The sequence below is a fragment of the Hymenobacter gelipurpurascens genome (genome assembly GCF_900187375.1).
GTDB classification, from domain to species: Bacteria; Bacteroidota; Bacteroidia; order Cytophagales; family Hymenobacteraceae; genus Hymenobacter; species Hymenobacter gelipurpurascens.
Window position 1 is genome coordinate 818148 of record NZ_FYEW01000001.1, and the last position, 22264, is coordinate 840411.

Consider the following 22264-nt stretch of genomic DNA (forward strand, 5'->3'; position numbering starts at 1 on the left):
AAGCCCCGTTCACAATGACAGGGCTTTTCAGTGTAAGTACGAAGAGAAATCTGAACGTCCGAATAAATACGGAGCGACAGTGAAGTTGTAAAGTTGTGAGTTGAACGTTTGAGTGGGCTTAGGCCACCTCGCGCAACACTTACTATACTTATTGCAGCTCCCAGGCGGTGCGGTAGGCCCCGATGCTTTCTACATAGTCGAGGAAGGCTTTGTAGAAGGGGTGGGAGCCGAGGGTGCTGGAGTCGCCCACAAGGAGGAGCTTGCGGCGGGCGCGGGTCATGCCTACGTTCATGCGGCGGATATCGGAGAGGAAGCCGATTTCACCCTGGGTGTTGCTGCGCGTGAGGCTGATGGCAATGATGTCGCGTTCCTGGCCCTGGAAGGAATCGACGGTGCCAACACTGAGCATTCGGTGCTCCATGAGGCCCGCCAGCTCGTCGTTTTCCTCTACCGCATCCTTCAAATAATTGATTTGGGCGCGGTAGGGGGCAATTACACCGATGGTGAGCAGGTCCTCGGTGTGGTCGGCCTGGTCGTAGGGTTCTAGCAGTTGCGCGAGGCGCTTCAGGAGTAGGTCGGCTTCCTCGGGGTTGGCGGTGGAGCGGCTGTCTTCGATGGTGATTTCCTGGAAGCCGAAGCCGGCCGTATCCAGAAATTCCACGGCCATGTCGGGGGCGAAGCGCAGGTCGTAGTCAGGCAGGTCGGCGTGGGCCACGCTGGGCGCGGCTTTCAGGCGGCCTTCGTAAAACTGCTCCGAGCTAAACGCCATAATCTGCTCGTGCATGCGGTATTGCACTTCCAGCATGCGGGCCGTGTTGGGCTGGCGCTTGATGCACTTCTCGAACAACGTTTCGCGTAGGCCACCCTGAGCGGCTTTCTCGCTCTTCACCGTCGGGGGCAGCTGCTGATGGTCGCCGGCCAGCACTACGCGGTTCGCCTTCGTGATAGGAATCCAGCAGCCGGGCTCCAGGGCCTGAGCAGCTTCATCAATGAAGACGGTTTCGTAAGTGAGGTGGCGGATGGCGCGGTTGGAGGCGCCTACCAAGGTGCACGTAATCACCTGCACCTGCTCCAGGAGGTCCTCCGTGATGTAGCGCTCCAGCTGGTCCGACTCCTGCAGCAGCAAGTGCGCCTGCTCCTTCAGGTGGCGGCGCTGCTCACGCTCCTCCCAGCCAAAGTGGCGCTTGAATTTGCTGGCCTGCTCGCGGTACTGCTCCGCGGTCTGACGCATGCTTTTCAGCTCGGCGTAGCTCTTGTGGTTCATGATCTGGGCATCCAGCGTGTGCTGGAGCAGCAGGTCAGACACCCGCGAGGGGTTACCCATCCGAATTACGTTTACGCCGCGTTCGGCCAGCTTTTCCGTCAGCAAATCCACGGCCGTGTTGCTGGGGGCGCACACCAGCACCCGCCGCTCGCGCCGAATGGTTTCCAGAATGGCCTGCACCAGCGTAGTGGTTTTGCCGGTGCCGGGAGGGCCGTGGATGATAGCCACATCCTGAGCCGCCAGCACGTGACGCACGGCGGCAATCTGGGAGTCGTTGAGCGGGCTGGGATAGTAGGGCTGTACTTCGCTTTCGGGCTTGTACCGGGCGGGTTTGGCACCCAGCAGCACGTCGCGCAGCTCGGCAATGCGGCCCTCGTAGGCACCCATCACTTTGCCCAGGGCGTACTCCATCTCGCGGTAGCTCACCTCATCGAAGGTCAGATCTACGCCCAGCTTGCCTTCTTCCACCCAATCCGGAAGGTCTTCCTTGGTGGTGGCCAGCAGGATTTTATTGCGCTTTACGCTGGTAATAACGCCGTTAAGCGTAGGCCTGTCTGAGCCCGAGCGGCCGGGAATGTTGCCGAACAGCGCAGCGTTTTTGCCTACTTGGAACAGGTGTAGGCCACCCAAATTAGCGGGGCGTTCCAGCTCCAGCACAAGCTTGCCGCCGAAGCCGATGTCTTCCTTGGTTATTTTGACGGGGTACCACGTCAGGCCGCGCTGCTGGCGCTCCGCAATGGAAGCCTTAGCGCTCTTGATTTTGAATTGTTCGAGGTCCTCCTGCTGCTCCAGCTTCATGAGGGCCTCTACCTTGCGCAGCTCTTTTTCCAGCGCGTAAGGGTCGGTAAATGTAGGTTGTTCAGACAAAAGAAGGGGTATTTGGAGATTCGTTGATAACAACGAAACAGGCAAAAGAGTGGCCGAAGGTCGGAGGGATTTTTGGAAGTAGGAGTGATGCAGGTATTTAGTTATAGCTCAAGCTTCGAGTATAACACCTTTGCACTCTGCCATCACGATCAAAGAAAAGTAAGTACAGTACTGACTTGTCAAAATCGGAAATAATGTTTCGTCGGGCCAATGGATATGCTTCTATATCACTCACCTCTGCTAGCAGAACATCATTGTCCAACTGGGAGAACATAACGGCTAAACAGCCTTTTTCAGCACCGGGAAGCTTTGTTAGGTTAGTACTGAAAGGGAAGTGAGTAGCCCTGTGAGGTGTAGCTTGCTCTAATGTGATTAAAGAATCTAATAACAGCCGTTCCTTTTGGTAGCTTGAGTAACCCCATCGTTTGGCAAGCTGTTCAGTGAAAATACTTTGGGGAAACGATACAAGGCTATCAAATACTATGACACATGGTTGGTTCCACTCTTTTATCTCCGGACTGTTTATAATGTGCAGAAAAGCCGTTTTATAGAGTTTTTCTGGGGTAGAAGGACCTGTCTGCCCGTAACTAAACAGCGGAAGTATGCCCAGCGTGAAAATCAGAAGTCGCTTCATGATAAAACTCTGAGCTTAATACAGCACTCTTATACAAGCCGAAGTTATTAAAGCTATAACGTATACTCTACACTGCATCTGCTAAGCATAGAATTAAAGACTGAAGTCTTATGGCACTTCAGCTATTCTCGGTAACCCACACAATACTATGCAACCATCCACCCAAGAGCAAACCGATAAAGAGAAACAACTTGCGGCTACCGCGGCCATGCGCTGGGTGCGCGATGGTATGGTGATAGGCCTAGGAAGCGGCAGTACAGCCGCGCAGTTCATCACGCTGCTAGGGCAGGAACTGCGCGATGGCAAACTGCGCATACAAGCCACCGCTACGTCCGTGGCAAGCGAAACGCTGGCGCGCAGCTTCGGAATTCCGCTGCTGGAGCCACGGCGGGGGCTTCGGTTTGATCTGACCGTTGACGGAGCCGATGAGCTTGACGACCAGCTGCGCCTTATCAAAGGCGGGGGCGGGGCGCTGCTGCGGGAAAAGGTACTGGCCACAGCTTCCGACTACCTGCTGATTATTGCCGACTCCTCTAAGCTGGTGCCGCAGCTAGGCCAGTTTCCGTTGCCGCTGGAAGTGGTGCCATTTGCGCTGCCTTGGGTGCTGGATGCGGTGGACGCGCTGGGCGGCGCGCCTACAGTGCGTCCGGATAAACAGAACAACCAGGAAATGGCGCGCACCGACCAAGGCAACCTGCTGGTGGACTGTCATTTCAAGGCACTGGCAGACCCCGAGCAGCTGGCGCTCCAACTGCAGGCTATTCCCGGCATCGTAGAGCACGGCCTGTTTCTGGGCCTAGCAAGTGCCGTGCTGATAGGAAAGGGTGAGCAGGTCGTAGTCAGAAAAAGAGGAGCAGAGCCTGTAAATGCCATGCAATTCACTGAGCTTCCCTAAGCTGGCATGGATAGTTAGTTGCCACATAAAACATCATGCTGAGCCGTAGACGAAGCATCTCTACCGCTTCATTGCAGAGGCCTAGGCCATTTGATTAGTCAGAGGTAGAGATGCTTCGACAAGCTCAGCATGACGGTTATTTTGACAAAGTCAGCAGGCGAGATGCTTCGCTTGCGGCTCTGCATGACGTTCTTGTGGCAACTGTCCGCTCTGTAACAGCAAATAACAACCGACTAGAACGACTCTTGGTAAACAACATCAGCAAATGAGAGACGCAACATCTTGCGTCTCTACAACTGAGTTGGCGCGACGATTTGCTAGGCCACCTTTCTGCCTACATCAAGAACTACTTCGGCAGCTTGGACGCGGCTGATTCATCCAAAAACCAATGCAGCTCACCCGTGGTGGGAACAATGAGTTGCGCGGGAAATTCTTCGATGTTCGGTGCCTCGGTCAGGACGCGCTGCACGGCGGCGGCTTTGTCGGGGCCATACACCAGGAAGGCCACGGCTCGCGCCTGATTGAGTAGGGGAGCTGTGAGAGTGATGCGGTATACCTGTTTGTCTTCCAGAAACACTTCCCGGGCGCCCACGCTGGTATCATGCAATACGGGCGTGTGTGGGAACAGCGAAGCTGTGTGGGAGTTGTCGCCGAGGCCCAGCAGCACGAGGTCAAGCTGTACGCTTTCATCGCCAAAAAAACGCTCGATAGTCTGCGTGTAGTTTGCCGCCGCTTCGGCCGGTGAGAGGATCGTATCGATAGCAAACACCTGCTCGGGCGCTATGAGCAGCGGGTCGAGCAGCGTCAGTCGGGCCATGCGGTAGTTGCTTTCCGCGTCGGTATGCGGCACGTAGCGCTCATCGCCGAAGAAGAAGAAGACTTGTTGCCAGTTTACCTGGTCGCGGTAGGCAGGGGAGGCAAGCAGCTCGTAAAGCTTCTTGGGGGAGCTGCCGCCTGATAAGGCCACTGTAAACTTGCCCCGGGCCGCAATGGCCTGGCGGGCTACTTGCACGAAGTAGTCGGCTAAGTGGCCCAGGACTTCATCGGCTAAAGAAAATATGTGCAGCTGCATAGGCCTAGTGCTTGCCGTTGAGAGGGAGCGTGAACCAGTGGAAACCGTCGCGGGCAATGAGGGCTTCGGCTACTTCCGGCCCCCAGGAGTCGGCGGAGTAGTTGGGGAAGCTCTGGCTGGCCCGGCCCTGCCACGAGTTGAGGATGGGCATAATCAGGTCCCAGGCCGCTTCTACCTGGTCGCCGCGCATGAACAGGGTTTGGTCGCCGAGCATGGTATCGAGCAGCAGAGTTTCGTAGGCCTCCGGCGCCTGGCTGGTGTAAGTGCCTTTGTAGTCGAAGACCATGTCCACGGTGTTCAGCATCATGTCTAGGCCAGGGCGCTTGGCCTGCACCTGCAGCCGGATGCTCATCTCGGGTTGAATGCTGATAATGAGGCGGTTTTGCTGCCAGCTCTCGGCGGTTTCGGCCGGGAAAATGCAGTGCGGCACGTCTTTGAACTGCACGGTGATGATAGACGCCGAGCGGTGCAAACGCTTGCCGGTGCGCACATAAAACGGCACACCCTGCCAGCGCCAGTTGTCCACGAAAAACTTGACGGCCGCAAAGGTTTCGGTGTTGGAGGTAGGGTTGGCACCGGGCTCCTCGCGGTAGCCAGGTACTTGCTTGCCTTCCATCCAGCCATCACCGTATTGGCCCCGCACCGCCGATTCGCGCACATCTTCGGGGGCAAACCGGCGCATGGCCCGCAGCACATCTACCTTGCGGTTGCGCACCTCATCGGCAGTGAAATCAACGGGTGGCTCCATGGCCACCAGGCACAGCAGCTGCAGCAGGTGGTTCTGGATCATATCGCGCAGGGCGCCGGCGCCGTCGTAGTAGCCGCTCCGCTCGCCCACGCCTAACTGCTCGGTCACGGAAATTTGCACGTGGTCGATGTAGTTGCGGTTCCAGAGCGGCTCGAACAGGGCATTGGCGAAGCGGAAAGCCATGATATTCTGCACGGTTTCCTTGCCCAGGTAATGGTCGATTCGGTAAATCTGACGCTCGGTGAAAATCTGGCCTAGCAGTTTGTTCAGCTCCCGCGACGACTCCAAATCATGCCCGAATGGCTTTTCGATGACGATGCGCGTGCGTTCGGCATCAGCGGTCAGGCTGCTTTTGGCCAGATTGCCGGCAATAACAGGAAAAAACTCCGGCGCCACAGCCAGGTAGTAAATCACATTGGCCTCTGTATCCCAGTCCTTCTCGTAGCCTTTTATGCGCTTGCTAAACTGCTGATAGGTAGTAGCTTCCTGTACATCCGAAGCCTGATAGACCATATGTTCGGCGAAGTCAGACCACGCCTTTTTGTCGGCTTTGCCTGTGCGCGAAAACTGGTTGATGCCGTCCAGCAACCGGGTGCGGAACTGCTCATCGGAGAGGGGCGTGCGGCCCGTCCCGATGATGGCAAACTGTTCGGGCAGCTGCCCATCCAGAAATAAGTGGTAAAGTGCAGGCGTCAGCTTGCGGGCATTCAGGTCGCCGGTGCCGCCAAAAATGACGAAAATAGTCGGCTGGACTTTCTTATTCGGGCTCATGCGCACGTAGGATGTAGCTGATGATAAAGTAACGGCGGGCAGCCTACTTGTTCGGAATTACGGGCTGCTCCTGCGTATTGTCGGGACCGACCGGCGTGTCTTTCTTGTTGGCCGCGTCCTCGTGCGAAGGCGTCCATTGGGTGTGGAACACGCCTTCGTGGCCGATGAGCTCATAGGTATGCGCCCCGAAGTAGTCGCGCTGGGCCTGGATGAGGTTTGAGGGTAGGCGGGCGGTCCGGAACGAGTCGAAATAGCTCACGGAAGCCGCGTAGGCCGGTAGGGCCAAGCCCGCCGTAATGGCCGCGGCTACTATCGTGCGGGCACCCGGCACCGCCTCCTGAATCAGGGCTGTCACCTGGGCATCCAGCAGCAAGTGTTCCACCGCCGGGTCCTGCTGATAGGCATTGAAAATATCGTTGAGGAAGCTGGAGCGAATAATGCAGCCGCCGCGCCATATTTTGGCAATTTCGGCCAGCTGCAAGCCGTAGCCATACTCCTGCGAAGCCTTCTCGAGCAGGTGCATTCCCTGCGCATACGTTACGACCATGCTGAAGTAAAACGCCTGCTCCAGGCTGCTCAGCAGAGCCTCTTTATCTCCGGCAAGCGCAACAGAAGTGGGGCCATACTGGGCTGCCAGCTTCTCGCGGAGGGCTTTGTACTTGGATAAGTCGCGCAGGGCCACGGCCATATCTACGGTGGGCAGGGGCATTTCCAGGTCCATGGCTACCTGCGAGGTCCACTTGCCGGTGCCCTTGGAGCGGGCTTCATCCTTGATATCGTCGAGCAGTAGATGATCGGTGCCGGGCGCCTTAAACGTGAAGATATCCTTGGTGATATCCAGCAGAAACGACTGCAGCCGGCCTTCATTCCACTGCGCAAACACCTTCCCGATAGCGGCATTATCCAGCCCTAGGCCGTGCTTGAGTACTTCGTAGGTTTCGGCAATAAGCTGCATCAGGCCGTACTCAATGCCGTTGTGCACCATCTTCACGAAGTGGCCCGCGGCGCCCGGCCCAATGTAGGTCACGCACGGCTCGCCGTTCACTTTGGCCGCAATGGCCTCAAACATGGGCTGCATGACCTGGTAGGCCTGTTTGTCGCCGCCGGGCATCATGCTGGGGCCGAAACGGGCGCCTTCTTCACCGCCCGAAATGCCCATCCCGAAGAAGTGCAGGCCCGCCGCTTCCAGCGCGGCCGCCCGGCGGTTGGTATCGGTGAAGTGGGAGTTGCCGCCATCAATGATAATGTCTCCCTGGGCAAGTAGCGGCTGTAATTCGGCAATTACGCTGTCCACGATTTTGCCCGCCGGCACCAGCAGCATAATGGAGCGGGGCGTTTGCAGGCTTTGCACAAAGGCTTGTATCTGAGAAAATCCTTGGACGGGCAGGCCGGCGCCTTCTTCGGCCAACAGGCCTAGCTTGCTGCTGTCTTTATCGTAGCCTGCCACTCCAAAGCCGTGGTCGGCCAGGTTGAGAAGCAGGTTGCGGCCCATGGTGCCCAGGCCAATCATGCCAAACGAAGTAGTTGTAGGCGTGTCGCTCATCATATAGTGTTTTCTTGGTGTGATAGTGGCCTAGGAAGGCAGAAGTGGCGGCGAAAAGCTAGTAAATGTTTATTAACGGGAGGGAAGCCCGCCCGAAAGTACCCAAGCCCCAGGAGCTGAACGGTAGCCTGGGGTGTAGCGGACCGAAACCTGTGAAAGCGTACTCCGGATGCTCTTACGTATGGAGAGGGAATGGGGCCAGCACAACAGCAGGAATCTCAGCAAAACCCTGGAATAGTACCGGTCAGGCCTATCGGGGAGGCGCTTGCTGAAGTCCCAAAATGGCTGCTGATTGCTTCCTGAGAAGTAGGATAGCTGGCCGAGAACCTGCACCTTGGAGTGCCTTGCCTGGAGCTGCGGCAACCTGCCGAGGCGTACGTGCGTCTCAAGCATCTGCCCACTTTTCCTGTGCTCTATGCCCTACCAACCAAACCCAGCCCGCTATTCCTCCATGCTCTACCGGCGCTGCGGCCGCAGTGGCCTACAACTGCCGGCCGTGTCGCTAGGCCTCTGGCACAACTTCGGCGACGTAGATGTGCTCAGTAACTTCCGCGCCATCCTGCACCGGGCCTTCGATAGCGGCGTCACGCACTTCGATTTAGCCAACAACTACGGTCCGCCGCCCGGCTCCGCCGAAACCAACTTCGGCCGTATTCTGAAGGAGGACTTCCGGGGCTACCGCGACGAGCTCATCATCTCCACCAAAGCCGGCTACCACATGTGGGAAGGCCCGTACGGGGAGTGGGGCTCCCGCAAATACCTCATCTCCAGCCTCGACCAGAGCCTCCGGCGCATGAAGCTGGAGTACGTGGATATCTTCTACTCGCACCGCCCCGACCCCGATACGCCCCTAGAAGAAACCATGGGCGCCCTCGACCAGGTGGTGCGCCAGGGCAAGGCCTTGTACGTGGGTATCAGCAACTACCAGCCCGCCGAGGCGGCCCGTGCCCAAGAAATTCTGCGGGAGCTGGGCACGCCCTGTCTGATTCATCAGCCCAAGTACTCGATGTTTGAGCGGTGGGTAGAAGGTGGCCTACTGGATTTGCTAGGCCAGGAAGGCGTGGGCTGCATCCCATTTTCGCCCCTGGCCCAGGGCCTGCTCACCGACAAATACCTCCGCGGCATCCCCGACGATTCGCGCGTGGCGAAAGGCGTGGGCTTCCTCACCGAAACCCAGCTGACGCCCGAACGCTTGAGCCAGATTCAGCAGTTGAACACGCTGGCCCAGGAACGCAGCCAAAGCCTGGCCCAGATGGCGCTATCCTGGATTCTGCGCGATGAGCGCGTGACGTCGGTGCTCATCGGGGCCAGCAAGCCGGAGCAGCTCACGGATTCGCTGAAGTGCCTGGAGAACATCCAGTTCAGTGAGGAAGAGTTGGGCCGAATAGAACAAATTCTGAAGTAGCAATCAGTAGAAAAGTGGCCTAGGCCTATCCCGGCGTGTCATGCATTTGCAACTGCAAGGGATAATACGTCTGGATAGGCATAGGCCACTTTTGCGCAAAAATCAGACTCCGTTAGCGGGTTTCCAGCCCAACCGATGCAGCCGGCAGCCCGGCCGCTGTAGCTCGTAGAGTCATTTTGCCGGCTTTGCCCGTTGATTTCACAATGACGAGTGCGCGGCCCTGCCAGGCGTTGCGCTGGGGGCTTTGGTAACTTTCCAGGCTTCGCGGATTTGCATTGCCGACGCCTACTATGGTGCCAGGGCCCGTCAGCTCAAATTCTAGGGCATTTTCGGCTTTGGGATGTCGTACGCCTTTGCTATCCACCAACTCCACCGTTATGTAGCTCAGGTCCTGGCCATCGGCGCGCAGGGTAGCGCGGTCCGGTGTCAGAGTCAGGCGGCTAGGTTGCGCTGCTGATTGCAGAATGGCCGTACTGACAGATTTTTTGTTGGAATATCCAATGGCCTTTAGCTCGCCGGGCTGGTAAGGCACGCTCCAATTAGCAGTGTATTGGGTGGCGCGGGTGGTGGGCTTGCGGCCCAGGCTTTTGCCATTGAGCAGTAGCTCCACTTCCTCGCACGAGGAATAGACCTCCACCGTAAGCGGCTTGTTTTCCTGGCCTGGCCAGGTCCAGTCGGCCAGCACATCGTGCCATTCCCACTTGCTCCAGTCTTCCTTGTTAGGGTTCAGCGCGAAAGAAGGGGTAGGGGGCTTCACGAACAGCGAAACCTGGCTTTCCTTCCAGAGTGCATCGCGGTAATACGACTGCGGGCGTTTCCAGCCGCAGATGTCAATGTCGCCGCAAAAAGCCAGGTTCCAGGGGTAGAACTCCTGCTTCTGCCAGTAGCCCAGCCACCCAATGCTAGCCTCGCCGATGTAGTCAACCGCCGTCCAGACAAAGTCGCCGATTACGTAGGGATGGTCCTGCACCTCCATCCAGCTGCCAAACGCCTCCAATGGGTACGACTCCGAGCCGAACATCACGCGCTGGGGCAGCCGGGCGTGGTCCTGGGCATAAATATCCGGCTGATGATGGTCGCCGCCGGCCGCATAGTTGTAGCCGGCCACATCCAGCACCCCGAAGTATGGGTCTTTGTCGGGCGCGAGGCCATTTACACCCGCCGTGACGGGCCGTGTGGCATCGAGCGTACGGATGTAGTTGGTCATTTCCTGGGCCGTTTTCACGCCGGCCGGGGTACCGCGTTCCGGAATTTCATTGCCAATGCTCCAAAAGATGATGCTGGGGTGGTTTCGGTCGCGAAGCACCATGCTGGCCACGTCCTGCTGCCACCACTGGTCGAAGTAGAGGTGATAATCGAAAGAATTTTTGCTTTCGCGCCAGCTGTCAAACGCTTCGTCGATAACCAGCATCCCGATCCGGTCGCAGGCCGCGAGCAGGGCCGGGGAGGGTGGGTTGTGGGAGCACCGGATGGCATTGTAGCCGCAGGCTTTCAGCAACTCAATTTTGCGTTCCTCGGCCCGGTCGTAGGCTTTGGCGCCCAGCGGGCCGTTGTCGTGATGAATGCAGCCGCCTTTCAGCTTCAGCGGCTGTCCGTTCAGCTGAAATCCGCGGGTCGCGTCTACCGCAATGGTGCGGATGCCAAACGGCGTTTCTACCTGATCTACCAGTTTTCGGTCCTGATAAACTTCCGTTACGGCCGTGTACAACGTAGGCCTGTCAACGGACCATATGGCGGGTGATTTCACCGACAGAAGTTGGTCAACCGTGGCAGTTTCGCCCGCGGCTACTGTTTGTTTTGATTCCGTACGTGCGGCGGGTTGGCCTTTGGGTCCGCGCAGGCTGGTAACCACCGTAAACTGGGTGGCTTGTCCGCTCTGGTTTACCACCTGGGTTTGCGCCTTCACCTGGGCGCCGTTGGTTGTTACTTCGGGGGTAGTGAGGTACGTGCCCCACGGTGCCACGTGGAGTGGTGCCTGCACCGTAAGCCACACATGCCGGTAGATGCCCGAGCCGGAATACCAACGGCTGTTCTGGCCTTCATTTCGGACCTGCACGGCTAGCACGTTTCGGGCCCCGAGCTTTACCTTGTCGGTGACATCATACCAAAAGCTGGTGTAGCCATACGGGTGGGTGCCCAGCAGCTCGCCGTTCAGCCACACTTCGGCGTTCATATACACGCCATCAAACTGCAGCTGGATATGCTTGCCTTTCTGTGCAATTGGCAGGTCAAACGTTTTGCGGTACCACCCCGTGCCGCCCGTCGTGAAGCCGCCATTGGCCTGGCTGATGGCTTCGGGGCTGAAGGGGGAGCTAGTGCCGAGCAGATCTTCAATGCTCCAGTCGTGGGGCAGGTCGAGCGGACGCCACTTGCTGTCGTTGAAATCGAGCTTCTCAGCGCCTTGCGCTCCGCCGCGGTGAAAGCGCCACCCGGCATCAAACAGGGTAGTTTTGTTGGCCAGCGTTTGGGCTTGCACAGCAGAGGTCAGAAAAGCCAGCGCCAGAGTCAGGAGAGGTTTCATAGAATAGCAGGGAAGGTTGGCCTTCTGGCTAGGCGTTGTTACGATGAACAGATGCAGGTCATCTGGATTGGTAGCGTGCTACCCACGTAGGCCAGTCAGATCAGGTAGCGAAGCTAAGAATTCTGATAGGTAGATGAGGCTAGGCCACCTAGGCCAGTCTGGAAGTGGCCTACGCTCCACTGAGCCAGCCAATGCTTTAGTGAGCAACCTCGTGGGGTGTGCCGTAAAAACTTCCTGCACCGGTGGCTACATAAACCGCCGCAGTTTCTACCTTATGACGATTTCACTTGTCTCCCTGCATGAAAAAAATCTACTACCTACTGGTTGGCTCTCTGCTGGTCAGCTCGCACCTCGCCTCAGCCCAAACCCTGGCTGAAAAAACGAAAGGAATGCAGAAGTTCTCGGGCTTCTTTCCGTTTTACTGGGATGAGAAAGGCGGCCGCATCCTGCTGGAAATCGATAAGCTCGACAAAGAAATTCTCTACGTCAGTACGCTGCCCAATGGGGTGGGCTCCAACGACCTAGGCCTCGATCGGGGCCAGATTGGGCAGACGCGCGTGGTGAAATTTGTGAAGAGCGGCCCCAAGATTCTGCTCCTGCAGCCCAACTACGATTTCCGGGCCGTGAGCCAGAATGCCGATGAGCGCAAATCGGTGGAACAGGCCTTTGCGCAGTCGGTTATCTGGGGTTTCAAGGCCGAGGCGCAGGAAGGAGGCAAGGTGCTGGTTGACCTGACGCCCTTCCTGATGCGCGATTCGCACCAGATTGGCGACAAGCTGGAAGACCTGAAGCAGGGGGCCTACAAGGCCGATGAAAGCCGCTCGGCGGTGTTCATGCCCAACACCAAAGCCTTCCCCGAAAACTCAGAGTTTGAAGCCGTGATTACACTCACGGGCAAAGCCAAAGGCCGCGAAATCAGCTCCGTAACGCCCGATCCGAACGCCGTGACGGTGCACATGCACCACTCGTTCATTCAACTCCCCGACGATAAGTACCAACCCCGCGCCTTCGACCCGCGCGCCGGCTACTACGCCAACGAGTACATGGACTACGCCACGCCCATCGATCAGCCCATCATGAAGCGGCAGCTCGTGCGGCACCGGCTCCAAAAGAAAGACCCCACGGCATCCGTCAGCGACCCGGTAGAGCCCATCATCTACTACCTCGACCGTGGCGCGCCCGAGCCCGTGCGCTCGGCCCTGATGGAAGGCGCCGCGTGGTGGAACCAGGCCTATGAGGCGGCCGGCTACCGCAACGCATTTCAGGTTAAGCTCTTGCCCGAAGATGCCGACCCCATGGACATCCGCTACAACCTCATTCAGTGGGTACACCGCTCTACCCGGGGCTGGTCGTACGGCGCCAGCATCACCGACCCGCGCACCGGCGAAATCATCAAGGGGCAGGTGTCATTAGGCTCGTTGCGCGTACGCCAGGATTTCCTGATTGCGGAAGGCCTGCTGCAACCCTATGAAGATGGCAAACCCACCAGCCCCGAAATGCTGCAAATGGGCGTAGCGCGCCTGCGCCAGCTGGCTGCCCACGAGGTAGGCCACACGCTAGGCCTCTACCACAACTACTCGGCCAGCACCAAAGACCGCTCCTCCGTGATGGACTACCCCATGCCCCGCATCAAAATGCGTTCCGATGGCTCCATCGACCTGAGTGAGGCCTACGGCGTGGGTATCGGCACGTGGGACAAGCGCGCCATTCTGTACGGCTACCAGGATTTCGGCCCGAAAGCCGATGAAGTGGCCGGCCTGAAGGCGATTATGCAGCAGACCTTAGCCGATGGCTACGTATTCATCTCGGATGCCGATGCCCGCGCTGCCGGGGGCGCCCACCCGTACGCCCACCTCTGGGACGAAGGCGCTAACGCAGCCGATGAGCTCAACCGCCTGATGGATGTGCGCAAGCAGCTGCTAGCTCGCTTCTCTGAAAAAGCCCTGGCCCCCGGTCAGCCCATGGCTATGCTGGAAGAAGTGCTGGTGCCCATGTACCTGCTGCAGCGCTACCAGGTAGAAGCAGCGTCCAAGGAAATTGGCGGCCTTTACTATACCTATGCCGTGAAAGGCGACGGCCAGACTATCACCAAATTCGTGGAGCCCGCCGAGCAGTGGAAGGCCTTTGATGCCCTTATGCGCACGATTTCGCCTCGGGAATTGGCCCTCTCCGAAGAGCTGCTGACTAAGATTCCGCCGCGCCCCGTGAACTACGGCCGCTCCCGCGAAACCTTCCCCAGCCGCACCGGCCTCACCTTCGACCCCACCAGCGCCGCCGAATCGGCGGCAGCTACTACCCTGGAGTTCCTGCTGAACCCTCAGCGCGCCGCCCGCCTCGAAGAGTACCACGCCCGCCATACGGAGCAACCTGGACTAGCCGCCGTGCTCGACAAACTGCTGGATCAAACCTGGCGCAGCAAGCCGGAAGCCGGCTACTCGGGGGAGCTGCAGCGCCTGGTAAACACCCTCACCCTGCAGAAACTGCTGGCCCTGGCCGCAGCCTCACAAGCCCCTGTGAATGTGAAAGCCTTGGCTGCTTTGAAAGTAGAAGAGCTGAAAAAGCAGCTGCAGAAAGAGCAAAAGTCAGGCAAAGACGAAGGCCGCAAAGCCACCGCCTTCGCCGCGGTACGCATGATTGAGCAGTTCGAAGCCACCCCCGAGAAATTCCAAGCCGCCCCCGCTCTGCCCATGCCCGACGGCGCCCCAATTGGGGATGATGGATGTGAGGGGTTTTAGATAGTATAGTGGCCTAGAAGATTGCTTTAAGTATAGATAGAAAGACCTGCTGAGCGAAGCTTGGCAGGTCTTTCTATGTAAGGTCTGACTTGATTGTTTTATTCAAAAAAGTCGCCCGGGTCGGCTTGGCTCAGGTACTTGCTTAGGCTGCCCAAGTCGGCAAAGATGGGGTGAACGAGGCCTAGCAGTTGCTGGGCACTGGCGCGGCTATCGGTGTAGGCCCGGAAGATTTCGCCTTCGCCCGCTAGCTCGATGTGGTCCAGCAGCTCGGGGGCGTGTTCTTCCACAATGGTTTCAATGTGCTCAGCCCAGGAAGCCCCGCTGCCGCTGAAGCCGTACCGCTCGAATACCGTGTAGTAGTCGTCCATGTCGGACAAATCCACCACGATGCGGTACTGGCGCTCAGGCGTAGTTTGCTCTTGCAGGTCGTAAACAACGAAAGGGTGATAGATATTAGCCATTGGCCCAAAGGTACTCGAAGCGACCTGAAGCATCTCGTACGCACTCACAAGCTTTCATTCTAAACCTGCAAACTGAAAGCAGGCATAATCAGGCTTTAGTCGTGTGAATAGGTTGCGCTAGGTCACTTTTCACACGTGAAAGGTCCTTCCTTCGTCAGGATGACGTGCGGTAGTGGTTCAAATACTTACTGAATCCCAATCTCACCATTTCACTTTTGCGCATACGGGCTGCCGGCGCGGTGCTGGCGCTCAAATTCTTCGCGGGAGCAGAGCGATTTTACATCAACCATGCGGTCGATGGACAGGATGCCGTCGAGGTGGTCGATTTCGTGCTGGAGCAGTTCGGCGAGGTCGTCTTCGGCGCCGGCGTGAGTTTCGTGCCACTGGCCTAGCAGGTCCTGGTAGCGTACCGTAATCCATTCGTATCGTTCTACCTGCATGAAGATGGAGAGGAACGATAAGCAGGCATCCCACACCACCATCTTCTCGGGACTGTGGGCCACAATGCTAGGGTTGATTAGGGGCCAAACCGGCTTACCCGGTAGCCGGAGCAGTACCACGCGGTGCAACTCCCCAATCTGGGGCGCCGCAATGGCGCGGCCGTAGCCGGTGGTTTCGCGCCAGTGGCCTACGGTGTCCGTAAGATCATCGACGAGGGCCGCAATGGCGGGCGTGGTGGGGTCGGGAACGGGCAGAGCCACAGCACGGAGCGTGGGGTGGCCTAGCTGTAAGATTTCACGGATGGGCATAGGAAGGCTGATGGCAGAGCATAATTTACTTAATGTATAAACTATGTACGTACATTAATTGTATCTTTACTGTTGTGGCTAGCTACATAGACGGCTTCGCCACGGAAAGCTGTATTCGTTCGTTGATCAATGGATTATGGAAATTGGAATAGATAGTTTCGCAGCCGCGCTGCTCGATAATGGCACCGGAAAAACACCTAGTGGCCTAGAGGCCATGAGCGAACTGCTGGAGCGGATTGAGCGGGCCGATCAGGTGGGCCTCGATGTATTTGGCATGGGCGAGCATCACCGCCCCGAATACCTCGATTCGGCCCCGGCCGTGATTCTGGCCGCAGCCGCGGCCCGCACCAAGCGCATTCGCCTCACCAGCGCCGTAACGGTGCTGAGCGCAGCCGACCCGGTACGGGTATTTCAGGAGTACGCCACGCTGGATTTGGTGTCGCAGGGCCGGGCCGAAATGGTTGTAGGCCGGGGCTCTTCTATTGAAGCGTTTCCGCTGTTTGGGTTCGACCTCGACGACTATGATGAGCTGTTTGCCGAAAAGCTAGAGCTGCTGCTTAAAGTTCGGGACCAGGAGCGGGTGCAGTGGTCGGGTAAGTTCCGGCCGGCTCTCACGGGGCAGGGTATTTACCCTAGGCCAGTGCAGCCCCAGTTGCCCATCTGGTTGGGGGTAGGCGGCACGCCACAGTCGTTTGCGCGGGCGGGCATGCTGGGCCTGCCATTGATGGTGGCCATCATCGGGGGCGACACGCACCGTTTCCGACCGCTCATAGATCTGTACCGGGAATCCGGCCGTCGGGCTGGCTACGCACCAGAACAGTTGAAAGTAGGCTTGCACTCGTTAGGCTATGTAGCCGAAACCACCCAACAGGCGCAGGAGGAGTTCTTTCCAGGGTACGCCCGCACCTTCAGCAGCCGGGCCCGGGAGCGGGGTGGTTCGCCCGTCACGCGGACGCAATTTGATATGCAAGCCGGCCCCTTAGGAGCCCTTTTGGTGGGCAGCCCCGAGGAAGTGGCGGCCAAAATCCTGCGTCACAGTGAGGCGCTGGGCGGTATTTCTCGGGTAACGTTTCAGAAGGATGTGGCCACGCTGCCCCACGCTAAAATCATGCGGTCCATTGAACTGCTTGGTACCCGTGTAGCACCGCTGTTGCACGCGGCTGGCTAACTCCAAGAGTTGCCAGTAAGGTTGCAATTGCTATAATGAACAAGGGGTATAGATAAAAAGCAAAAGCCCGTCCTGCTGAGCGCAGTCGAAGTATCTCTACCGCTGTCTAACTCATTTGATTATTCACGGTAGAGATACTTCGACTGCGCTCAGCAGGACGATTTAGCGTATTCAACCCAGAGTAAATCACTGGCCTAGCGGTGCTTAATGGCCTGAAGCTGTTGGCGCAAATCGGAGGCAGTGTACACCCGGCCGCGCGTAATGACGGTGTTGATGTGGCGCAGGTTGCGGATGTTTTCCAGTGGGTTCTGATCCAGTAACACCAGGTCGGCGTCTTTGCCCTGCCGGATGGTGCCGGAGTGCTGGTCGGCTTTCAAGAAGCGGGCGCCGTTGATGGTGGCCGTTTGCAAGGCCTGAGCCGGCGTGAGGCCAGCTTGCACCATAAGTTCCAGCTCGCCGAGCAGGGATGTACCGGGGTACACGTAGGAGTTGGATGCACCGCTGTCGGAGCCAGCCAGCAGCGTTACCCCCGCCTTCTGCATGGCCGGAACTAAGGTCATAAACTTCGCGCCGAGCTGCTTATTAAAGGCTTGGGTTGCGGCAGATTGGCGGCGGGCCCCGTTCAGACGGCCTGCATAGGTGCGCTGAATTTTTGGATCGATGTAGGCCAGTAGCGTGTCCTGGGAGTGGTCAGTTACGGGCAGTTCGGCCAGTAGCTTCTGAATGTAGAGCGTGGGCACCACGGCCGTTTTATTTTTCACTAGTGTGCGGTAGATACTCGCTTCCGCATCGGCATCGAAGGTGCGGTAGATGGCAGGTAGTACCGCAAACAGGCCTAGTGGCTTGGCTGTGCCAAGGCTGCGCTGCACCGCCGTCGTGATACTGTCTTCCTTACTGGAGCAAGCCTTAAACACATAGTACAAGTGCTCCGAGGCATCCAGGCCCCGGTCTGAGGCTTCGCGGAGCGTGGCGGTGTAGGGCATGTGGCCCGTGGTCAGCATGCCGCGTTTTTCAGCCGAGGTCACCGTATTCAGGAAGGCATCCCGCGAAATAGTGCTTTCATAAATCTTAACGTAATCGACTTTCAAAGCTTGCAGAGAGTCAAGCGCTTTGTCGATATCGGCCTGATTTTCTACCGCTAACGAGCCCGCCCAGGTAGGTTTCGGACCATCGATTTTGGGGCCGGAGGTGTAAATAGTTGGTCCCGCCAGTTGCCCGGCCCGAATCTGTTTGCGCCACTCAAAAACGGCTGGGGTCAGGTCGCCTCCCGCATCGCGGACCGTAGTGATGCCGTGGGCCAGATAAAGTGGAAGAAGGTTGCGGTTGGCGGTAATGAGCGAGTCGCCACCCCGGAAGTGCACGTGCATATCCCAAAGGCCCGGAATCAGGTATTTGCCTTGGGCATCAAGGGTTTGCTTAGCCGATAGTGGACGGGCCCCTGTCTTTTCCAGTCGCCGAATCTGGCCATCAGTTATAGCCAGCGTTTGGTCTGGTTGAACCTGGCCGGTTTCTACATCCACCACGTTAGCGTGCGTTATGACAAGGTCGTAGGCCTGTTGGGGCGGATGTGTCGCGCAACCTGCGGCGAGGAAAGGCAGAGATACGGCAAATAGGGGGAAGAGGGGATGCATTAGCTGCTTGTATGGAAGACTAAAACTAGCCCGACACTTTCCTTCGCAGATAAGGAAGGAGAGTGTCGGGCTACACTTGAAATGGCTACCCCCTAAACAACGCGGCCAGTTGCTGCAACAGTACCGTACCGCTCATCCACGTCATGATGAGTACTACTAGGCCGCCAAAAAGCGCAAGCCACAGCGGGTGGCGGTACGTGGTGCCGACGACGCTGGGGCGGTAGGCGGCTACGAGCAGGGTTCCTAGGGTAATGGGCAGGATAAACCCATTCAGGGCCCCGGCCCATACGAGTAGGCTTACGGGTTTGCCAATCGTGACAAATACTAGGGTCGATAAGACGATAAAACCAATAATCCAGCGGTTTTCGTGCGCGGCCACGCTCGGCAGCATCGACTTGAGAAAGGAAATGGAGGTGTAAGCCGAGCCGATGATCGACGTAATGGCCGCCGCAAACATCACCACGCCAAACAGTTTGTAGCCCACTTGGCCCGCCGCCAGCTGAAACACCGACGCGGGCGGATTCTCGGTGCCAATAGCTAGGCCCCGACTCACGACGCCTAGTGTGGCCAGAAACAAAAACACCCGAATGAGGGAGGCGACGGAAACCCCCATGATGGCGCTTTGCGTCACCTGGGGCAGTGCCGAGGGGCCTTTGATGCCGGCATCGAGCAGGCGGTGGCCTCCAGAAAACGTGATGTAGCCGCCCACGGTGCCGCCCACTAGGGTAATAATGGCCGTAAGGTCGATGCGCGATGGCGCGATGGTGCGCAAGGCTGCTTCCGCAACGGGTGGGTGTGTCGTGACGGCTACGTAAATGATTATCAGAATCATTACTAGCCCCATGAATTGCGCAAAGCGGTCCATGACTGGGCCGGCCTCGCGCACGACAAATACCAGCAGGGCCAAAGCCGCAGCCACCACGGCACAGAGCGTAACGGGTAAGCCGGTCAGCACCTGTAGGCCCAGGCCAGCACCGCCCACGTTACCGATGTTGAACGCCAGGCCACCCAGCACAATCAGGGCCGAGATAAAGCCGCCCAGGCCCGGCAGCACGCGGTTGGCAATATCCGGGGCCCGCATTTCCGACACGGCGATGACCCGCCAAATGTTGAGCTGCACCCCAATATCAATCAGGATAGAGGTAAGAATCACAAAGCCGAAGCTGGCCCCCAGTGATTGAGTGAAAACGGTAGTTTGGGTCAGGAAGCCGGGGCCAACAGCCGAGGTAGCCATCAGGAAGGCCGCCCCAATCAGGACGCCCCAGTTGCGCGCCGGCCTCACGCGGAAACCGACTGATGGGCCCGCACCGCAATATCTTCCTCGCGCAGCGCGACCCGAATCTGCTGGGCAAACTCCAGGGCGTGGGCGCCGTCCCCATGCAGGCACACGGTATCCGCCTGAATCGTTACATCCTCACCGGAAAGCGCCCGCACCCGGCCTTCTTTCACCATACGCACCACCTGCGCTATGGAAGCGGAGGCTTCCGTAATCAGGGCGTTGGGCTGGCGGCGCGGCGTGAGCGTGCCATTGGGTTGGTAGGTGCGGTCGGCGAAAACCTCGTGGGCAACGGACAGGCCTAGCTTCTGGCCGGCACTGATTATGGCACTGCCGGCCAGCCCATAGAGGCAGGCTTCGGGCTGCACGCGGTACACGGCTTCGGCAATGGCTTCGGCAAGGCCAGGATTCACGGCAGCCATGTTATAGAGCGCGCCGTGTGGTTTTACGTGGTGTACGTTGCCTCCTTCTGCCCGCACGAAAGCCGCCAGGGCACCCAGTTGGTACACGGTCATGTCGTAGGCCTCTTCTGGGGAAATGGCCATTTCGCGGCGGCCAAACCCCACCAGGTCGGGTAGGCCAGGGTGGGCGCCGATGGCGACGTCGTGTTGCAAGGCCAGGCGCACAGTGCGCTTCATAACGGCCGGGTCGCCGGCGTGGTAGCCGCAGGCAATATTGGCGGAGGTAACAAACGGCAGGATGGCTTCGTCGTGGCCCAGGGAGTAGGCGCCGAAGCTTTCCCCCATGTCGCAGTTCAGGTCGACGGAGTAGGGTGGGTTCATCGAAAGTGAAATAGGGCAAGGCCCCGTTGGAGTTGCTGAAGAGCTTGTTCCTGGTGCAGATACCAGTATTGGGCATCGGAAAGGCTGATTTCCTGAAAGCGCAGGCGTCCGCCGGGCGGCACCTGGGCTAGGCGCGGCAAGTCGGCCGTCATCACCTGCGCCAGGCGCGGATAGCCGCCCGTGGTTTGATGGTCGGCCATGAGCACGATGGGTTCACCTGCGGCCGGCACCTGCACCGTGCCGAAGGTAACGGCCGTGGAGAGAATTTCCAGCTCGTTTTGCAGCTGCAGAACCGGGCCAGCCAACCGGAAACCCATGCGGTCGGAGTTCGGTGTAACGGTGAATTCTTCCTGCCAAAAGGCCTGCTGACTTTCCTCCGTGAACAGCGCATATTCCGGCCCCCGCATGGCCCGGATTATAGGACTGTTGCTGGGTACGGGCGTCAGCTGCGGGTCAGGATACCAGGTGCTGGCGGCCCAATCCTGGCCTGAGGAGTGGCCTAGCAGCTGCTGGTGGAGGCGTTTCCCAGCAGGAGTGGGGCCGGGGGCGGGCAGCACGTCGCCGGCGCGCAAGGCCCGCCCTTCTAGGCCACCCAGGCCTGCCCGCAGATACGTAGACTGACTTCCTAGCACTGCCGGTACCTCAAACCCGCCCGACACGGCCAGGTAGGCGCGGCAGCCCATACGCGCTGAGCCAAACGCCAGCTCACAGCCCCGCCTCACGGCCACTGCGCGGTTGAGCGGTACGGGCTTGCCATCGAGCTTGGCCGATAGGTTTGCGCCCGTGAGAGCTATCAGGTGGTCAGCTTCGAATCGGATTTTGGGTCCGAGTAGTGTTATTTCCAATGCTGCCGCGCCACCATGATTGCCGACCAGCAGGTTGGCCACCCGCAGCGCCCGCGCATCCATAGGGCCACTCACAATAACGCCCACCTGCTGATAGCCGAAGCGGCCGGCATCTTGCAGGGTAGTGAGCAGGCCAGGGCGAAGAATGCTACAACTCATACTGCTGGTATTGCTCCGCTGAAATGGATACAAACCTCAGCCGCTGGCCCGCGTGCAGCAAACTCGGCGATGCTGCTTCGGGCGTGAACAGCCGCAGCGGCGTGCGCCCAATCAGCTGCCAGCCGCCCGGGGTAGGCAACGAGTACACGCCCGTTTGGCCACCGGCAATGCCCACCGAACCGGCCGGCACGAGGGCGCGTGGCTGGGTTTTGCGGGGCGTAGTCAGCTGCTCATTCATGCCGCCCAAGTACGGGAAACCCGGCGCAAAGCCAATCATATACACCAGGTAGTCTGGCGCAGTGTGCAGGGCAATTACCTCGGCGGGCGCTAGGCCAGTGTGGCGGGCTACTAGCTCCAGATCAGGCCCAAACCGCCCGCCGTAGCACACCGGAATTTCTACTACTTCAGTTGCCGTTTCAGGCGCCGCCGTGGGGGCTTTCTGGAGCAACTGCTGCAAGGCACTAGCCACGCTTTTGTAGGGATCTTGCTGGCCGGCCCGGCTGACCACCCAGGGGTCGTAGTACACCGTGAGGGTAGTGAAGGCCGGCACATATTCGAGAAATCCCGGAAACGGATGGTGCTCCAGGTAGAGGCCTAGGGCCTGAATGGTACGGTGCGTGGCCTCCTCAATGGTTGTGCCGAACTGCACCACAATGGCGGCATCGCCGAGCGGGTACAGCTGCACGGGCGACTGCTCTGAGTTTCTCCGCAAAGGCTGGGCCATCGGCTGGTTTGCTT

At 58.6% G+C, this 22264-nt stretch carries 17 protein-coding genes; 4 read left to right on the forward strand and 13 right to left on the reverse strand.

Going from position 1 to position 22264, the window contains the following annotated elements; genetic code table 11:
* Window positions 1–148: 148 nt before the first annotated feature.
* Both CFT68_RS03410 and CFT68_RS03415 read right to left on the reverse strand, forming a co-directional pair.
* Complete coding sequence (locus CFT68_RS03410; RefSeq protein ID WP_088842018.1) at window positions 149–2131, reverse strand: AAA domain-containing protein; 1983 nt, start codon at window positions 2129–2131, stop codon at window positions 149–151.
* Window positions 2132–2228: 97 nt separating this feature from the next.
* Window positions 2229–2765 (reverse strand): hypothetical protein, encoded by a 537-nt coding sequence (locus CFT68_RS03415; RefSeq protein WP_088842019.1) that lies wholly within the window; start codon window positions 2763–2765, stop codon window positions 2229–2231.
* Between the two features lie 148 nt (window positions 2766–2913).
* Here CFT68_RS03415 and rpiA point away from each other — a divergent pair, with 148 nt between their 5' ends.
* Entirely contained in the window at window positions 2914–3660 is a 747-nt protein-coding gene (rpiA, locus tag CFT68_RS03420; RefSeq protein WP_088842020.1) for a ribose-5-phosphate isomerase RpiA, read from the forward strand.
* A gap of 346 nt (window positions 3661–4006) precedes the next feature.
* Here rpiA and pgl read toward each other — a convergent pair whose 3' ends face one another.
* Genes pgl through gndA form a run of 3 tightly spaced genes read right to left on the reverse strand, consistent with a single transcriptional unit; the run spans window position 4007 to window position 7797 of the window.
* Window positions 4007–4732, reverse strand: a complete 726-nt coding sequence (pgl, locus tag CFT68_RS03425; RefSeq protein WP_088842021.1) for a 6-phosphogluconolactonase — start codon at window positions 4730–4732, stop codon at window positions 4007–4009.
* 4 nt (window positions 4733–4736) lie between these two features.
* Window positions 4737–6251, reverse strand: coding sequence for a glucose-6-phosphate dehydrogenase (gene zwf, locus CFT68_RS03430; RefSeq protein ID WP_088842022.1), 1515 nt, complete (start codon window positions 6249–6251; stop codon window positions 4737–4739).
* A 43-nt stretch (window positions 6252–6294) separates the two neighbouring features.
* On the reverse strand, window positions 6295–7797 hold the full coding sequence (gndA, locus tag CFT68_RS03435; protein ID WP_245815263.1) for an NADP-dependent phosphogluconate dehydrogenase: 1503 nt from the start codon (window positions 7795–7797) through the stop codon (window positions 6295–6297).
* 412 nt (window positions 7798–8209) lie between these two features.
* Between gndA and mgrA the strand changes: the two genes are divergently transcribed.
* On the forward strand, window positions 8210–9199 hold the full coding sequence (mgrA, locus tag CFT68_RS03440; protein ID WP_088842023.1) for an L-glyceraldehyde 3-phosphate reductase: 990 nt from the start codon (window positions 8210–8212) through the stop codon (window positions 9197–9199).
* Window positions 9200–9311: 112 nt separating this feature from the next.
* Here the strand turns inward: mgrA and CFT68_RS03445 are convergent, their stop codons facing one another.
* The gene (locus CFT68_RS03445; RefSeq protein WP_088842024.1) at window positions 9312–11720 is read right to left on the reverse strand and encodes a glycoside hydrolase family 2 TIM barrel-domain containing protein; all 2409 of its coding nucleotides are present in this window, start codon (window positions 11718–11720) and stop codon (window positions 9312–9314) included.
* A gap of 299 nt (window positions 11721–12019) precedes the next feature.
* Here CFT68_RS03445 and CFT68_RS03450 point away from each other — a divergent pair, with 299 nt between their 5' ends.
* A complete protein-coding gene (locus tag CFT68_RS03450) occupies window positions 12020–14455 on the forward strand; it encodes a zinc-dependent metalloprotease (protein WP_245815264.1) in 2436 nt (811 codons plus the stop codon).
* Between the two features lie 98 nt (window positions 14456–14553).
* Here CFT68_RS03450 and CFT68_RS03455 read toward each other — a convergent pair whose 3' ends face one another.
* Together CFT68_RS03455 and CFT68_RS03460 are read right to left on the reverse strand one after the other, a co-directional pair.
* Entirely contained in the window at window positions 14554–14916 is a 363-nt protein-coding gene (locus CFT68_RS03455; protein ID WP_170934685.1) for an Imm51 family immunity protein, read from the reverse strand.
* Between the two features lie 209 nt (window positions 14917–15125).
* On the reverse strand, window positions 15126–15665 hold the full coding sequence (locus CFT68_RS03460; protein ID WP_088842026.1) for a peptide deformylase: 540 nt from the start codon (window positions 15663–15665) through the stop codon (window positions 15126–15128).
* A gap of 136 nt (window positions 15666–15801) precedes the next feature.
* Between CFT68_RS03460 and CFT68_RS03465 the strand changes: the two genes are divergently transcribed.
* A complete protein-coding gene (locus CFT68_RS03465; RefSeq protein WP_088842027.1) occupies window positions 15802–16833 on the forward strand; it encodes an LLM class flavin-dependent oxidoreductase in 1032 nt (343 codons plus the stop codon).
* 194 nt (window positions 16834–17027) lie between these two features.
* Here the strand turns inward: CFT68_RS03465 and CFT68_RS03470 are convergent, their stop codons facing one another.
* The 5 genes from CFT68_RS03470 to pxpB form a co-directional block, all read right to left on the reverse strand.
* Window positions 17028–18464, reverse strand: a complete 1437-nt coding sequence (locus CFT68_RS03470; protein ID WP_088842028.1) for an amidohydrolase family protein — start codon at window positions 18462–18464, stop codon at window positions 17028–17030.
* 85 nt (window positions 18465–18549) lie between these two features.
* Window positions 18550–19746 carry an NRAMP family divalent metal transporter gene (locus CFT68_RS03475; RefSeq protein WP_245815265.1) on the reverse strand — a complete coding sequence of 399 codons (1197 nt, stop codon included), beginning with the start codon at window positions 19744–19746 and terminating at the stop codon, window positions 18550–18552.
* Complete coding sequence (locus CFT68_RS03480) at window positions 19743–20522, reverse strand: LamB/YcsF family protein (protein WP_088842029.1); 780 nt, start codon at window positions 20520–20522, stop codon at window positions 19743–19745. The genes CFT68_RS03475 and CFT68_RS03480 overlap by 4 nt, the downstream gene beginning before the upstream one ends.
* Complete coding sequence (locus CFT68_RS03485; RefSeq protein ID WP_088842030.1) at window positions 20519–21526, reverse strand: 5-oxoprolinase subunit C family protein; 1008 nt, start codon at window positions 21524–21526, stop codon at window positions 20519–20521. Before CFT68_RS03485 ends, CFT68_RS03480 begins: the two co-directional genes overlap by 4 nt.
* Entirely contained in the window at window positions 21516–22250 is a 735-nt protein-coding gene (pxpB, locus tag CFT68_RS03490) for a 5-oxoprolinase subunit PxpB (protein WP_088842031.1), read from the reverse strand. The genes CFT68_RS03485 and pxpB overlap by 11 nt, the downstream gene beginning before the upstream one ends.
* Between the last annotated feature and the right edge of the window lie 14 nt (window positions 22251–22264).